13 protein-coding genes are annotated in these 15,012 nt (G+C 61.7%); 6 read left to right on the plus strand and 7 right to left on the minus strand.

The genetic code is table 11. From position 1 onward, the window contains the following. Nucleotides 1–3: 3 nt before the first annotated feature. The gene (gene lexA, locus GLS40_RS03770) at nt 4–696 is read right to left on the minus strand and encodes a transcriptional repressor LexA (RefSeq protein ID WP_160381363.1); all 693 of its coding nucleotides are present in this window, start codon (nt 694–696) and stop codon (nt 4–6) included. Nucleotides 697–1,053: 357 nt separating this feature from the next. Between lexA and GLS40_RS03775 the strand changes: the two genes are divergently transcribed. From GLS40_RS03775 to GLS40_RS17930, 3 genes are all read left to right on the plus strand, one after another. Further along, complete coding sequence (locus tag GLS40_RS03775) at nt 1,054–1,554, plus strand: S24 family peptidase (protein WP_160381365.1); 501 nt, start codon at nt 1,054–1,056, stop codon at nt 1,552–1,554. A 170-nt stretch (nt 1,555–1,724) separates the two neighbouring features. Further along, on the plus strand, nt 1,725–3,467 hold the full coding sequence (locus GLS40_RS03780; RefSeq protein WP_202075869.1) for a restriction endonuclease: 1,743 nt from the start codon (nt 1,725–1,727) through the stop codon (nt 3,465–3,467). Nucleotides 3,468–3,581: 114 nt separating this feature from the next. Beyond that, on the plus strand, nt 3,582–6,521 hold the full coding sequence (locus GLS40_RS17930) for a pentapeptide repeat-containing protein (protein ID WP_235905768.1): 2,940 nt from the start codon (nt 3,582–3,584) through the stop codon (nt 6,519–6,521). Nucleotides 6,522–6,783: 262 nt separating this feature from the next. On the opposite strand, the gene GLS40_RS03790 is transcribed toward GLS40_RS17930, so the two are convergent. From GLS40_RS03790 to GLS40_RS03810, 6 genes are all read right to left on the minus strand, one after another. Then, nucleotides 6,784–7,176, minus strand: coding sequence for a phage virion morphogenesis protein (locus GLS40_RS03790; protein ID WP_160381367.1), 393 nt, complete (start codon nt 7,174–7,176; stop codon nt 6,784–6,786). A 121-nt stretch (nt 7,177–7,297) separates the two neighbouring features. Then, nucleotides 7,298–7,426 (minus strand): hypothetical protein, encoded by a 129-nt coding sequence (locus GLS40_RS18080; RefSeq protein ID WP_268892921.1) that lies wholly within the window; start codon nt 7,424–7,426, stop codon nt 7,298–7,300. Between the two features lie 407 nt (nt 7,427–7,833). After that, nucleotides 7,834–9,144 carry an ABC transporter permease gene (locus GLS40_RS03795; RefSeq protein WP_160381369.1) on the minus strand — a complete coding sequence of 437 codons (1,311 nt, stop codon included), beginning with the start codon at nt 9,142–9,144 and terminating at the stop codon, nt 7,834–7,836. Further along, nucleotides 9,141–9,827 (minus strand): ABC transporter ATP-binding protein, encoded by a 687-nt coding sequence (locus GLS40_RS03800; protein ID WP_160381371.1) that lies wholly within the window; start codon nt 9,825–9,827, stop codon nt 9,141–9,143. The genes GLS40_RS03795 and GLS40_RS03800 overlap by 4 nt, the downstream gene beginning before the upstream one ends. Before the next feature lie 3 nt (nt 9,828–9,830). Then, nucleotides 9,831–10,250, minus strand: a complete 420-nt coding sequence (locus GLS40_RS03805) for a hypothetical protein (RefSeq protein WP_160381373.1) — start codon at nt 10,248–10,250, stop codon at nt 9,831–9,833. 104 nt (nt 10,251–10,354) lie between these two features. Beyond that, complete coding sequence (locus GLS40_RS03810; protein WP_202075872.1) at nt 10,355–11,854, minus strand: alkaline phosphatase; 1,500 nt, start codon at nt 11,852–11,854, stop codon at nt 10,355–10,357. On the opposite strand from GLS40_RS03810, the gene GLS40_RS03815 reads away from it, so the two are divergent. From GLS40_RS03815 to GLS40_RS03825, 3 genes are all read left to right on the plus strand, one after another. Beyond that, nucleotides 11,853–12,353: a hypothetical protein gene (locus GLS40_RS03815; RefSeq protein ID WP_160381374.1), complete on the plus strand. Its 501-nt coding sequence runs from the start codon at nt 11,853–11,855 to the stop codon at nt 12,351–12,353. The genes GLS40_RS03810 and GLS40_RS03815 overlap by 2 nt on opposite strands. A 74-nt stretch (nt 12,354–12,427) precedes the next feature. Then, nucleotides 12,428–13,813, plus strand: coding sequence for an aminotransferase-like domain-containing protein (locus tag GLS40_RS03820; protein WP_160381376.1), 1,386 nt, complete (start codon nt 12,428–12,430; stop codon nt 13,811–13,813). 107 nt (nt 13,814–13,920) lie between these two features. After that, nucleotides 13,921–14,982: an ABC transporter substrate-binding protein gene (locus GLS40_RS03825; protein WP_160381378.1), complete on the plus strand. Its 1,062-nt coding sequence runs from the start codon at nt 13,921–13,923 to the stop codon at nt 14,980–14,982. Nucleotides 14,983–15,012: the final 30 nt, after the last annotated feature.

Here is a 15,012-nt window from a genome sequence, read left to right on the forward strand (position 1 = left end):
CGGTCAGTAGGTGCGGATCAGGCCCACCAGGCGGCCCTGCACCCGCACCATATGGTCGGGCAGCACGCGGGTTTCGTAATCCGGGTTGGCCGCGACCAGTTCGATCATCCCGTTGCGCCGGTAGAACCGTTTCAGCGTCGCCTCCTGATCCTGCACCAGGGCGACCACGATGTCGCCATTGTCGGCGGTCGACGTCTCGCGGATCACCACGACGTCGCCGTCGTTGATCCCCGCCTCGATCATGGAGTCGCCGCGCACTTCCAGCGCATAGTGCTGCCCGCTGCCCGACAGCATGGCGCCCGGCACCGCGACATGATGCGAGACCTGTTCGATCGCCTCGATCGGCACACCCGCCGCGATCCGGCCCATCACCGGCAGTTCCATCGCATCCACGCTCTCCACCGGCCGCGCCCGGTGCGGCCGCTCGACCGCGCCGCCCTCGATCACGCGAGGGGTGAAGGCCTGTGCGTCCCCGCCCATGGCATCGGGCAGTTTGACGATCTCGATCGCCCGCGCACGATGCGCCAGCCGGCGGATGAAGCCGCGTTCCTCCAGCGCCGTGATCAGGCGGTGAATGCCTGATTTCGACCTGAGATCCAGCGCTTCCTTCATTTCGTCGAAGGAGGGGGGAACACCGTCGCGCTGCACCCTCTTGTGAATGAATTCAAGTAGATCGAGCTGTTTCTTCGTCAGCATGCCTGCTCTCCCAGCGGGGTGTGTGTCGGATTTGTTCTACACTTGTTCCCGGTTTGTGTCAACGCGCGGCATCAGGTGGCGGGATCCCGCGCCGGGCCGAGTGTAGCGTGACTGTAGCGTGACACCGAAGTTTTCAGTGTTTGACAGCTAAAGTTACAGCAAACGATTTTTCAAAGGCGCGGGGAGGAGGCGGTTTGAACGCCCCTTTCAAGGGGGCGTGAACACGTCTCGCTGAGCTAGCTTTTCTGCCAGGAGCTGCATGAACTCGCGTTCCAGCGGAAGGATACCTCCGCGATACAGAATATGAGGCGCGGCTCCGCACCTTCATTTGAGAAGCTTCAGTCCATCTGCGAGGTCTTGGATCTGGAGTTCTACGTCGGCCCACGCAGGCCCAGCCTCTCCGCCCATCAGAAGATCGCGCGCGCGGGCCAGTTTGTCATGGTCGAGAGATTTGACGTGAAACTGGCGGCCGGAGCGGGCGCCTCGGTTGACAACACCGTGCCTCTCGCGCCGGTCGCCTTCCGAACCCGATGGATCGACGACCAGGGACTGCAGGCTGACAAGTGCTGCGTTGTCAGCGTGGCGGGCGACAGCATGGTCCCGCCGCTCCACGACGGCGACCTGGTGCTGATCGATCGTCGAAAGGCCGACGTAAGGTCCGGCCATGTCTACGCCTTCGTCGATGTCAGCGGAGACGTCCGCGTCAAGCGCCTCGAACTGCACGCAGACCGTCTGGCGATCCGCTCCGAGAACCCAACGGTGCCCCTGGAATTCCGCGAGCCGGTTGAGGTCGAGCAAATGGTGGTTATCGGCCGCGTCGCCTGGTCGGGGCACACCTGGAGTGCAAGCGGTCAGTAGGTCAGTATATTTACACCAGAGCTGGATATTATTTGTGCGGTGGCGAGAGTACAAAACCTACACCTCATATTCACCAATCAACACAAAAAAAATAGCGATTTCATAAAGCTGCGAAGGGACCAGTAAATTCTTTGCGTGAATGCCGACTCGCCTCATGATCAGGTTGAAAGATGAGCAACGGAAACTACTCTACGATGTCGGTCTCGGTATTTTTCAGAACGCGCTTTGGCAAACAAATCGTTCATGGCCCGCTTCAGGTCAAATGGAGCGCCAGAGGTGACAGAATTCTACCCTACTACGTGGATGTCAGGCACCTGGGTTTGAACCTGCATAAGGAACTCAGCGCTCCGGAAGTGGAGATACTGCAGAACAAGATCGATACCTTGCTGGCGTCGTGGGACACGAAATTTGAAGCTGCCCAACAGAAGCAGGACCTACAAAAGGGTAGGGAGCTCGCTGAAGAGACGGCCATCGATGCCGAAGCTGCACGGGAGGAACTTCGGAACGTTCTGATGCATACGCTCGGCATCAACGATGAAGTTGATTGGGACAGCCTTAAGAGCCGAGAAAGCTATATACGGCAACCGTTTGGTGAAAGGGCTCCCGCGGCACCTCAGCTAGTACCACTACCCGATTCTCCCAAGATTGGCTTCTTCGATAAGCTTTTTGGCAAATCTCGTCAGATTCAGGAGCGGCACAATCAAGCCACTCAGGTCGCTGTCGAAAGCAGGACAAGACGCCAAAAGGAACATGCGGCGGCGCTCGAGTCCTGGCAGATGAGGAAGCAGCAGTGGAAGCAACACCAAGAACTCGAAGCGGTGGCTTTTGACAAGAGACAGGCCGCAGCTAACGCACTGGTCGACGATCTCAGAAATCGTTGGCGCGTTGGAGAGCCGGAAGCAATTGTCGAACACGCCGCTCTGGTGCTCGACAGCTCCAGTTACAATGAAGTCGTACCTCGGAATCATGACCTATCCTTTGATCCAGAAAGTAAGACCCTCTTGGTCGAGTTTGAACTTCCTGATCCCGAAGCGCTTCCGCTGACCAAGTCGGTACGATTTGTCGCGAAGACGGGAGAACTTAAGGAAAGCAAGATCAGTCAGAAAGAAGCGAGAGATCTCTACGACGATCTTTGCTATCAAATATGCCTCCGGACCATCCACGAACTGTTCGAAGCCGACACGCTTGGCTACATTTCGACCATTGTGTTCAACGGCGTGACGGACACCGTCAACAAGGCCACTGGTCAGAACGTGCGGTCCGTGATTATGTCGGTCATGGTTGATAGGCCGACATTTGAGGCAATCGAACTGTCGCGCGTTGACCCAAAAACGTGCTTCAAGACTTTGAAGGGGGTTTCAGCCAGCTCCCTTGCAGGGCTCGCGCCGATCCCGCCGATCATGTCGATCAGCAAGGAAGATCGCCGGTTCATAGATTCCCAGGATGTTTCGCTGGACGATGCCGGTACAACAAACTTGGCAGCTATGAACTGGGAGGAGTTCGAGCACCTGGTTCGGCAGATATTTGAGCGCGAATTCGCCTCCAGAGGCGGTGAGGTCAAGGTGACTCAATCCAGCAGCGACGGTGGCGTTGATGCGGTGGCGTTTGACCCTGACCCAATTTCAGGCGGCAAGATAGTAATTCAGGCAAAGCGATACACTAAGACGGTTGGTGTGTCTGCGGTGCGGGATCTGTACGGAACCGTTATGAATGAGGGAGCATCCAAAGGCATCCTGGTAACGACAGCCGACTTTGGGCCAGACGCTCACAAGTTCGCCTCAGGCAAACCCATCACATTGATGTCTGGCGCCAACCTCTTGTTCCTATTGGAAAAGCACGGAACGAGGGCAAAAATTGACCTAGAAAGTGCCCGGAAAGAACTCGGCCTTTCGATCAAGGCGCCACGGATCTAGATGCCGAGGGGACACCGAAGGTCGACGCTAGTTTTCTTTTGATACCAATTTGTTGTCCTTGTCGACTTGGTCGATTCTCTTGTGTTGGCCATTTTTGGTAGATGGAATGAACCTTTGAAATTTCAGAAACCTGGAATTAAGAAGAACATCAACGAAGCTGTCCTACTTGCAGCCGTCGCGCTGGCCAAGATTCAGTACCAAGACCCGGTGAGTGCGGCTGAAGGCCTGAAGGGGATTTGGGCCAAGGTTAAAGGCGAGCTTGAAGATAGTCCCGAGCACAGGGCCTGGACATTCATTGCCAGTTGCGTGTCGACAGCGGGTGTCATGCTGCTGCGTGAGCCGCGCATGCGCTGCGAACTTACGGACAGCGAGTTGCGATCGCATGCCCAAGAACTGGTGGAACTGCTGCCGGATCACGGCAATTTGGCGGCAAGCGACCTAACAAATCTTGCATTGGCGTCGTTCACCCAAATCTGCATTGGACACATACCGAAGCTGGTGGCTACTGCGGCCCCTGACGCGGGGCTCAGCGATGACCAAGCCAAACAAGCCTATAGGGAAACGCTGGCCAGATCGGTCACGGCCGTGTTTGATCGACAATCCGACCTGTTTTCAGGGATGGTTGAGGCCGTCCAGGGCGCGGCGTCAACCGCAGATCGCAGAGACATTGCATGGAAACGGCACAGCGCGTGGGTGCGGGGACTCTTCCATGAAACGCCGGTCTTCTCACCGGACAGCGACATCGATATCCCGCTCTCTTCGGTCTATCAAAAGCTCCGGTGCTATTGGAACACGGAACACGAGATGGAACGGCCCGGCGGACGGGACCCGCTCAGATATCGGACAGCGACCGTCGGAGATCTTCACCACACTATAGACGTCTGGCTTGAAGCCCCAAGTCCGCAAGATGCCGTGCGGTTGATCGCTGGCGGCCCGGGCAGCGGCAAGTCTTCGTTTGCCAAGGCTTACAGCGCGGATCGGATTAGCAAGGGAACCCACCGGGTTCTGTTCGTTCAACTGCAACACCTCGCGATGTACGGCACGCTTAAGGAAAGCATCGGGCGACATTTGAAGGCGCGGCACGGGTTTAAATGGCCGAACAAGACTGAAGGCTTTCCGGAAAACCCGCTGGACTGGCACGGCGAGGACACTCGCCGCATCCTACTGGTGTTCGACGGTTTGGATGAACTGACGACGAACAAGGACCGTGAAAATGAACTGACCAGGAAGTTCGTCAGCAATCTGAAGCACGTCTTGAACGACCTCAACTCGGCCGGGCGGCCAGCCTCCGCTCTTGTGCTGGGTCGGGACGGTGCCATGGATGCCGCCCTCGAAGATGGGGACCTCAGCCTTGACGCTCTGATCCATGTGGCCCCGATCCGTGCCATGACACGTAATGATCTGCGTCTTGACCGAAACCCAGCTGACAAAGACATCGAGGAAGGGTTCGACCCAGTCCAGGATCCAGGCAACCTGATGGAGGGCGACAGCCGTATCGCATATTGGGAAAAATGGTGCAGAGTTCGGGGAACTCCTGACCTCGCCCCATCCGACGCGATTACTCACGAAAGCATGTCAGAGCTGAATGTGGAACCGCTGCTGCTCCACCTGCTGATCATATCGGAATTCTGCGGCGACCGCTGGGAAGAGGCGGCAGAAAACCGCAACCTTGTCTATTATGACATTCTTCGAAAGGTTTTCCGGCGCAACAAGGACAAGGATTTGGATGCCTACAGGCAATTGGAGGAAAGGCATTTCTTCGAGTTGATGGAGGTATTCGGTCTGGCCGCGTTTCGGGGCAATGGCCGGACCGGCGATCATGAAGAATTTAGTCAATTACGCAGGCGCTATGCCAACCCCAAGGCGGAACATTCGCTATACTCCGGGATCGATGGCGCCAGTCTGAAAAATGTCGCGCTGATGGTGCACTCCCGGCAGGATGTGGATGGCGCCGGATTTGAATTCGTTCACAAGAGCTTCGGTGAATATCTTGCCGCGCGCGCTATGCTGGGGGCTGCGGATCGCCTGCACAAACTGTGGCGCAATGACGACATCGATGAAAGTGAGGAGCAATTGGCGCTGCGATGGGTGGATCTGATCGGTGGCGGGAAAGTGTCAAGACCTGTGTTGCGGTTCCTCAGCGACGAATGCAAACTGCGGTGTCGAAGTCCCAAAATAGAGATCATCGATACCCTGTCAGATATCTTTGATTGGACATTGGTGCACGGCTTCCCTGTGCAGAAGTCGGAAGACCTCCAAATACTTGATTATCGTGGCTTGGAACATCATCAGAAATGCGCAGAAACAGCCATGCTGGCGACTGTCACGTCCCTTTGGGCTTCCCAGCACAACTCCGTCCCTGACAATCAGGCAGAATTGATACCCATTGGGACCTTTTCATCCTCGAGCCGGGCCGCATCCGACATGATCGACAGAATATTTCCAGTGCCGGAAATAGGTGATGCTATTCCCGCTACTCTGAGCGGACTCGACCTGGCCATGAGTAATCTGAACATGTGTCGATTTCCCTTGGCGGACCTGTTTGGGGCGGACCTGAGAGGGGCGGACCTGAGAAAGGCGGACCTGACTGAGGCGAACCTGAGAGGGGCGTACCTGAGTGGGGCAGACCTGAGAGGGGCGGACCTGAAAGGGGCGGACCTGAGTGGGGCTTACCTGGGCGGGGCGTACCTGAGTGGGGCAGACTTGACTGAGGCGGACCTGAGTGGGGCGGACCTGACTGAGGCGGACCTGAGTGGGGCGGACCTGAGAAGGGCGGTCCTGAGAGGGGCGAATATACGATCCACCGACCTGAGTGACTGCCGCATGGGTTCCACGTCACTCAGGTCGGTGGATTGTACCGCTGCACTAAATCTGTCCCAGCAACAGGTCAATGCCGCCTTTGGAGTGAAGTCCGGCGTCGGCCTGACTCTTTTGCGGCCTAATTTTGCCTGCCCGGATCATTGGCATATTGCCGAGGACAAGGAGGAAGACAGCAATGAAGCCATCAGGGCCTATGTGCGGGCTTGGGCAACTTGGGCAAATGCACGTCAGTAAGGTCGAGGTCGCTGCGAGTGCCGCCTCCGCACCTGCCATTGTCTTGACGGCAAGTATCGAGATCGCTGCATCGAGCTTTGCACGGTTTACGTGACTTGATGCTTAAGCCATTGGTTCGGCTGGAATCACTACTGCCGGTCAAAAATCGGGTCCCACTTAAGGTCGGCTCGCGCTGAGGGCGTCCAAAGCCTAGTGCATTGATATCAAGATCAAATCCGCCAAGTGGGACGCCTTCATGGTAAGTGGGCGGCCTGGGTCCCACTTACCGGCCAGGATTTCGGTCCGATAAGCGCCTTTGTGTACCCCTCAAATTCCGTTTCAACCCGGTTTTACAAAGGGTTACGCCTCTCGTATGGCCAGAGGTCCAATCCGTGCCGATCGGCCTTCTTTTGGCCGGCAAACCACGGGTCTTCAATACCACTGACTGATTGCCGCCGCTCAGTACCCAGCCACTTTGGGTCGGCATGACCTGTTGAAGTTGTCGTCTTCTGGCCTCTTCCGGCGTCTTGATGTCTCTTCCGGCTTCCACTGTAAGTTTATCTGTCACCCGACAATCGCCGAAGTCCTGCATCAGCGGTGTCATGTCGGTGAGTGCCGCGGCGACCCGGGCGGGCGCCCGGGTCATCTCCTCGGTGTTGAGTTCGATGCGGATCACGATTATGTCCCCTCATGCAGGCGTGACACGGTGATAGTCTCGCGGCCGTAGCACGGTCTTCGGACCGGAGCGCTTTGCGGGGTTTCCGGCTTCGGCCGGGTGCGAGGCCCCGCCGCCTGCATCACTCCCGTCTCAGATATTGCCGGATCAGCCGGGCGCGCTCGGCAGGGTCTGCGCTGATGCGCCGGAAGCTCGCCACGAACAGGCCCTCGCCGCTGCGGGTGAGGGGCGCGACCATGGCCTCGATCATCGCGACCACATCCGCCGGGTCTTGCCCACGTCATCGCGGCCCGTGTCGTTGCGCCCGCGCGTGATCACGGTGCGGCAGGCCAGCAGCGTCAGGCAAAGCCGCAGGGTCGGCTTCAAGACCGATCCGGCCAAATCCTCCGTCACATCGCCACAGGCCCGGGGGCCACTCAACCGCCGAACACCTGGAACGCACCATCCGGGCCCACCTGCGCCACCCGATCCGGGTCAGGACTCCTGACGCCTGTACTTTTGGACATCATACGGGCTGGCAACCCAAAGCACCGATGGAGCGCATAGCGTCTGCGTCGATCCTTGCGAAAGGTGGTTCAGGGCGCACTTTGGGCGGCAAGCGCACCTTGGCTGCGATCTTTGCCAATCCCGGCTCTGGTCAGGACGGATCGCCACCCGTCACGCCCGGAGGGCCGGTACGATGGGCTGACGCAGGATGATTGCGGCCGGTAGAAGGGACAGGACCAGCGTCACGGAAACGAAGCCGGCGAGGAAGTGGATTTCGGTCCAGCCGAGCGGCGCGGTCACGAGAATGTCGGTCTGGGCGGTCACGACCCTGGCAAGGAGTGTCGCTGCGCCGATTCCGATACACAGCCCTAAGATGGCACCGGCCGAAAGAAGCACTGCGCCGAACGACCAGACCACAGCCAAGACGAAACGGGCCGGTGCCCCGAGCGCGCGCAACAGGGCGATATGCCGATGGAACAGGCGCGACAGGATGAAAAGCCCAAGCAGAACGGCGGCAGCCACAAGGGTCTGCGTCACCAGCGCCATCAGCGACATGATCTGGCGGATGTCGCCGAGGACGCGGTAGAGCTGTGACAGGACCGCGCCGGGAAAGAAGGCCATCGTGTCGCGATCGCGGGTGAATTCGGATCGCAGGGCGTAGTTTGCCCAAAGCGCCTCTGACCGAACCACGACAGCGGGCGTGCCCGGGAAATAGGCCGGGTCGAAGGGCGGGCCAAGCTGGTCGGCTCTCTCGGGCGCGTGGCCGTTGGCCAGACCGTGAACGCCCCATACCGCTTCGATCGGCAGCAGAATGGCGCGGTCCCAGGGTGTGCCGGTGGGGGCGAGACGGCCGACAACCGTCAGGTCCGCGCCTTCATGGGCGTCGTGTTCGGCGGCGTCGCCGTGGCCGTGGGCAGGTTCGAACCCGTCCCCGATATGCAGATCGACCAGGGCGCCGACAAGCGCCTCGTGGGTGTCCTGCCACATGCGGCCCTCGATCTGCCCGTCCGCCAGATAGCGCGCGAAGTCCGCCGTGGTCCCGATCACCGGCGACGGTCCAAAGCTGTCTCCGAAGGCGAGCGGGGCGGCGATCGAGACGTTGTCGTGCGTGGAGATCTCGGCGTAGGTCGCCCCGTCCAGCAGCGGCATGTCGGAGGGTTGCAGAAAGACCGCGGCCATCATGACGCTGAGTTCACTGCCCGGCGCAGAGATCACCAGGTCGAATTTGTCCGCCGCCTGCGCGGTGCCGCGCCGCAAGCCGCGTTCCTGTGCCAGAAGGCCGATGCCCATGCAGACCGAAATGGCGATCAGCAGGACGAACAGGGCAGAGGCGCCGCGAAACCGCCGCAGGATCGCCCAGACCAGCGTCCAGGGCGCATAGCCTCGCAAGACGAGGGCGCCAACCAGGAGCGCCGGGACAAGCAGAAGGGCCGTCAACGCGATGTCCTGCGCCAGCGCGGGGAGGGTGTCCCAGACAGTCATGCAGCGCTCGCCCGGTTGTCGGTCGCCCTGCCGTCGACGATGTTCAATACGCGGTCCATGCGGGCGATCAGCGCGGGGTCATGGCTGACGGCGACCAGAGTGGTGCCGGCACCGCGCGCGGCGGCGATCAGGTCTTCGATCAGTGCGTCGGCGGCCGCCCTGTCGAGGCTTGCGGTCGGTTCATCCGCCAGCAACACGGGCGCATTCGTCGCCATCGCACGGGCGATGGATGTGCGTTGACGTTCGCCGCCCGAAAAGCTGGCCACGGAGCGATCCTTCGCCTGCCTGCCGAGGCCAAGGAAGTCGAGCCAGCCCGCCGCGCGGGCGCGCACTGCCCCCCGCTCGCGCCTTGGGCGGAACATGGCGGCGAGGCCGGCATTGGCCTCGGCGTCAAGTTCCTCGAACAGCAGGAAGTCCTGAAAGATCATGCCGATATTCTCTGCACGGAACCGTGTGCGCTTGCCGGGAAGCAGGCGCAGGATGTCCTCGTCGCCCCAGCGGATCATGCCCTGCGCGTCCAGCAGCCCGGCCAGGGCATAGAGCAGTGTCGACTTGCCCGCTCCGGACGGGCCCTGGATGCCGACAAGCGCTCCGGCGGGCAGTTCCAGTTCCGGCAGAGACAGCAGCACGCGGCCATCGCTGGCACGGACGGTCAGGCCGGTAATCGAGAGAGGCAGTCCCATGATTCAGGCGATGCTCGCGTCCATCAGCCTGACGAGGCTGACGAAACCGGTCTCCGGGTCCTTGTAGGGTGTCAGTTCCAACACGCCGGACGTGACGATCTTTGCGTTGTACGGAACGACATCCACGATCCGCTTGGTGTAGACGGCGACGATATCGCTTGGCCATTCTGCCTCGGTCTCGCAGAACGGGCACACGGCCATCGGGCGGCGCGTGAGGACGAAAAACTTGCTCTCGGCCTTGAGCGGCGGAGCCATGTAGCCTTCGATGGCGAGGCGCTCGCCCTCGCTGGCCTTGGCAAAATCGGAAATCGCCTGACGGTGGTACAGGGTACGCAGCTTGATCGGTTCTCCGTCAGCCATTGCGGGGCGGGCCAGAAACGGCGCGGCCAGCGCGGTTGTCACGAATCTGCGGCGTGTGAGCATTGTGTGGCTCCCTGGGGCTGCGGGTAGTGGCCGGACAAGCCTTCCTGACGAAGGCAGAAGGGCCCCGGTGTCGCGGGGCCCTTCGGTGTGTCGCCGGTCGCGGATTATTCGGCGTTGATCGCGTGGTTCATCACGTGGAAAATCACGTTCTGCTCCAGGGTGCCGTCGATCAGATGGGCCCAAGGGCCCTTGGCATAGACGGCAACGTCCTCGCCCGAGTGGGTTTCCGAAGACATCGGGATCAGCGCCTGCTGGAGGTAGTCCAGATCGGTGGCTTCTTCCTGGGTCACGTCCGGACGGGAGCCGGAGAAGTCGTTCTTGCCTTCACCCTGCTTCAGGATGGTGCCGGAGCCGTTGGTGTAGGTGATGACCGAGTAGGGCTTGCCGTCGTCGGCGAGGTTCAGCTCGTCGGAGTGCATCTCCCCTTCCTTGGCGATGCCGTAGCACAGGCCGTGGATCGGAGTGCCGCGACCGCAATAGCCATTGAACGCGATGGCGTGCTCGTGGTCGGCGGTGACGATGATCAGAGTGTCCTCGTCGTTGGTCATCTCGTCGGCCAGAGCGACGGCCTCGGTCCAGATCATGCCATCGGCGGCGGTGCGGGCAAAGTTGCCGGCGTGGTTGGCGTGATCCACGCGGCCCGCCTCGATTTCCAGGTAGAAGCCTTCGTCGTTCTGGCTCAGGAAGTCGATGGCGGTACGGGTCATGTCGGTCAGCGAGGGCTCGGTGGCCGGACGGTCTGCCTCATAAGACGTGTGGCTGTCGGTCCAGAGGCCGAGGATCGGCTTGGACATGTCCAGCGCGTTCAGCTCTTCAAGGTTCGAAGCATACTGAATGCCGGCCTCTTTGGCGTCCGCGATCAGGTCAGCGCCATCCGCACGGCGGCCGGTGCCGCCGTTGGGCGTCGCTGCATCCTTGGGCGTAAAGTAGCGCGACCCGCCACCCAGTGCGATGTCCAGCATGCCAGATGTCATGGCGTCGATCATCTGTGCCGCGATGTCCTTCTGGGCGGTGCAGCCCTCGGGCACCGAGTCTTCCCAGTTGCGGTTGGCGGTCTTGGAATAGACGGCAGCCGGGGTGGCGTGCGTCAGGCGCGCGGTCGAGACGATGCCCACCGATTTGCCCATGCCCTCGACGATTTCGGCAAAGGTCGTCAGCTCGTTGCCGGCCACGGTCGAGCAGTCGTCGTGGATCGCGTCGCCGGTCAGGTTGATCAGGTTGAAGCGCTGCTTGACACCGGTGTTCATCGCGCCGGCTGTCGGGGCCGAGTCCGGGGTCTGGGCATTGATGTTGTAGGTCTTGACCAGCGCGGAGTGGTAATCCGGGGTCTCGTAGGGCAGGACTTCTTCCTCGCCCAGTTTGCCCTTCTGCTGACCGACATAGAGGCGCGTGGCGTAGTTGGTGCCGACTCCGTTGCCATCCGCGATCATCAGGATCACGTTCTTGGCCCGGCCGGTGTTGGCCTGACGCGCGATAAGCTCCTGGATGGTGGTCTCACCAGATTTGAACCAGTCGTTGTCGGTTTGAATGTTGGGCAGGTCCTGCGCAGTTACGGCGCTGGCGGCCGTCAAGGCCAGCACGGAGAGCAGAGAGTGTTTGATCATGGAATTCGTCCTGTTGCGGGTGGCGTTTCTTGCGTCGTCGGCGGTTCGCCTGCGCTCGGTATCGCTGTTCTGTGACACTTCCATGATGCCGCAACGGAAGAACGCGGTGGCATCGCCACCGGGCATCGCCGGCATCGAGGGCAAAGGTCTGGGGCCTGACGTGACGGCATGCCCGGCGGCGGCCATGCCTGTGCCCCTGCTTGCCGTTTGCGCGCGCCGTCGGCAGGATCAGGGCGAAAGACCATCCGACATGCGGTGGGGCATCGGCAACCGGTTGGACAGCCTTTCGCAGGTCGACAGCCACCCCGCATCCTTCGCCATGAGCAAGGGCTATGGGGATTGGCTACCTTCCGTTCCATGCGCCCATCACTTTCTCGGGGGCACCTGGAGCTGTGCAGCCTGGTCCGGTGACGAGAGTATTGCGCAGCCGCCTTACTTCGTCACACTTGATTGCATGCCGAACACCTTCCCGCTTTCGCCCAGCCCCGATCCTGCATGACAGCCGCTCCCGACCGCTGGCCGTTGATGTCGACCTTGCCCCCGGATGATCGCAGAGACCTCAAGCTGCGCGCCATGCAGGCGATCATCGACACCATCCGCGAGCACGAGGTCCCGCCCGGCACCCGTCTGCCTTCGACCCGGAGCCTGTCCCGGCGTCTCGGGATTTCCCGCAACACGGCCATCGCGGCGATCGAGGCGATGGCCGAACAGGGTGTCGTCGAGATCAGGAACCGATCGGGGTGCTACGTGGCCAGCAACCCGCTGGCCCCCGCAAGACTCCCAAACGGGCGGACGCCGGCCATGCCGTCCCCGGCCCGGGACTGGCTGCGCCGCTTTTCGGTCGTGCTGCCCGAGGCAAGCCCCCGTCCGCCCACGGCAGAGTTCGATTTCACCTATGGCCAGTTCGACCCCACGCTCTTTCCGACGAACCCGTGGCGCGCGTGCGAGCGCCGCGCCTTGGCCGTGACGGAGATCGAGGCCTGGGCCCGCGATACCGGCGATGCCGATGATCCGATGCTGGTCGACTACCTCATCAGCACCGTGCTGGCCCGCCAGGGCATCCGCGCCCGCCCGGAGGAGGTGATCGTGACGCTCGGCGGCCAGCAGGGGCGATTCCTGGTGGCGCAGCTCCTGGCGGGGCAGGGCACGACCACCGGCTTCGAGAACCCCGGAATGCTCGAAACGCGGCAGGTGCTCGAACTGATGCCGACCCGGGCCCTCAGCTTGCCGATGGACGACGACGGGGTGATCGCCGGGCCCGAGGTGGAAGCCTGTGACACGATCTTCCTGACCCCCGGCCACCAATGCCCCACCACGGCGGTCATGCCGCTCGACCGGCGCGAGGCGCTGCTCGACTGCGCGACGCGCGCAGACACCATCGTCGTCGAGGATACGTTCGAGGTCGAATTGCTGCCGGACCCGCTACCGGCCCTCCACGGGCTGGACCGGACGGGCCGGGTGATCCACATCGGCAGCATGTCGAAGCTGATCGCGCCGGGCCTGCGCATGGGCTACGTCGTCGCGCCGGCCGAAGTCACAAGGCAGCTGCGCGCATTGCGGCGGCTGATGCACCGCCATCCGCCGGGCAACAACCAGCGCGCGCTGGCCCTGTTTCTTGCGCATGGCCATTACGGCGCCTTCCTGCGACGGGCCTACCGGGTTCTTGGCGAACGGAATGACCGGATGTGTGCGGCGCTTGCCCGGCACCTGCCCGAGATGCAGGTCAGACATCGTCGTGGCGCCTCGACATTCTGGATGACCTTGCCCTCGCCGGTGCCCGATCAGGCCCTGGCCGCGCGTGCCGCCAGCGAGAACCTCTCCGTCCGCCCGTCGGTTCACTTCTTCGATGCTCAAAAAGGCGGCATTGGCCATCTTCAGCTTTCGGTGTCGAACCTGCCGGCAGAACGCATCGAGGAGGGCGTGAAACGGTTGTCCCGCGTGCTTCGGGGGGTGTTGTAGCCGCTGACACCGGGATCTGGATCTTCAGGTAGAACAGAACTGGATCTTCCGGGCATTGGGGCGCCGGACATACTGGCCTCACCAAAACACACAACAGGGACACGACAATGACCAAGAATCGCAAGGCGCCTGACGCGTCCTGCGGCCTGAACCGCCGTACCTTCCTGACGACCAGCCTCGGCGCCGCCGCCGTGACGGGTCTTGGCGCCCAGGCCTTCCTCACCGCCGGCCCCGCACGCGCGTCCGGCACCACGCCGCTCCGGGTCCAGTTCGACTGGCTGATGGGCAATGGCCAGATCGGCGACATCGTGGCCCGCGAGAAAGGCTACTTCGCCGAAGAGGGCCTGGACGTGGAATTCGCGCCCGGCGGCCCGAACGCCCAGACGCTGCCCCCCGTCCTGACCGGGCAGTCGCAGATGGCCGAGTTCTCCTCGACCGCCCAGTTCCTCGTGGCCGCCGGCGCAGGGCGTCCGGTCAAGCTCTTTGCCTGCGGCTACCAGTTCTCGCCCTACGCCTACATCTCGCTGCCGAAGTCGCCGATCCGCACGCCGCAGGACCTTGTCGGCAAGACCATCGCAGTCAATCCCAACGGCCGCTTCACGCTCGACCTGATCATGAACCTGAACGGCATCGACAAGGATGACGTGCGTCTGATCACCCAGGGCGCCGACATGACGCCACTTCTGGTTGGCCAGGCCGACGCGGTCACGGGCTTCATGACCAACACCTCGGCGCTCGCGGCGCTTGGCCCGGATTACATCACGATGACCTCCGAGGATGCCGGGCTGGTGGGCTATGCGAATGCCTATTTCTCGACCCAGGAGGGGTTCGAGGAAAACAAGGACGCGCTGACCAGGTACATCGCCGGCGCCGCCCGGGGCTGGGGCTGGGCCTTCGAGAACCGGACCGAGGCCGTCGACATCATGTGCGACGCCTATCCCAACCTGGACCGCGCGGTCGAACACAACACGGTCGACATCGTCATGAGCATCGCCTTCGGACCCGACACCAAGACCCACGGCTGGGGATGGTTCGACAAGTCCAAACTGGAACGCCAGGTCGAAATCTTCAACTCCGGCAATGGCTTCATCGAGGGAGTCCCGGTGGTCGAGAACGTGGTGACCCATGAGATCCTCGAAGCCACCAGCGACGTGCGCCCCAAGCTCTGACAGCAGGACCACGACACGCCGCATCCCGAA

This window comes from Pseudooceanicola pacificus, assembly GCF_009789075.1.
GTDB lineage: Bacteria > Pseudomonadota > Alphaproteobacteria > Rhodobacterales > Rhodobacteraceae > Pseudooceanicola > Pseudooceanicola pacificus.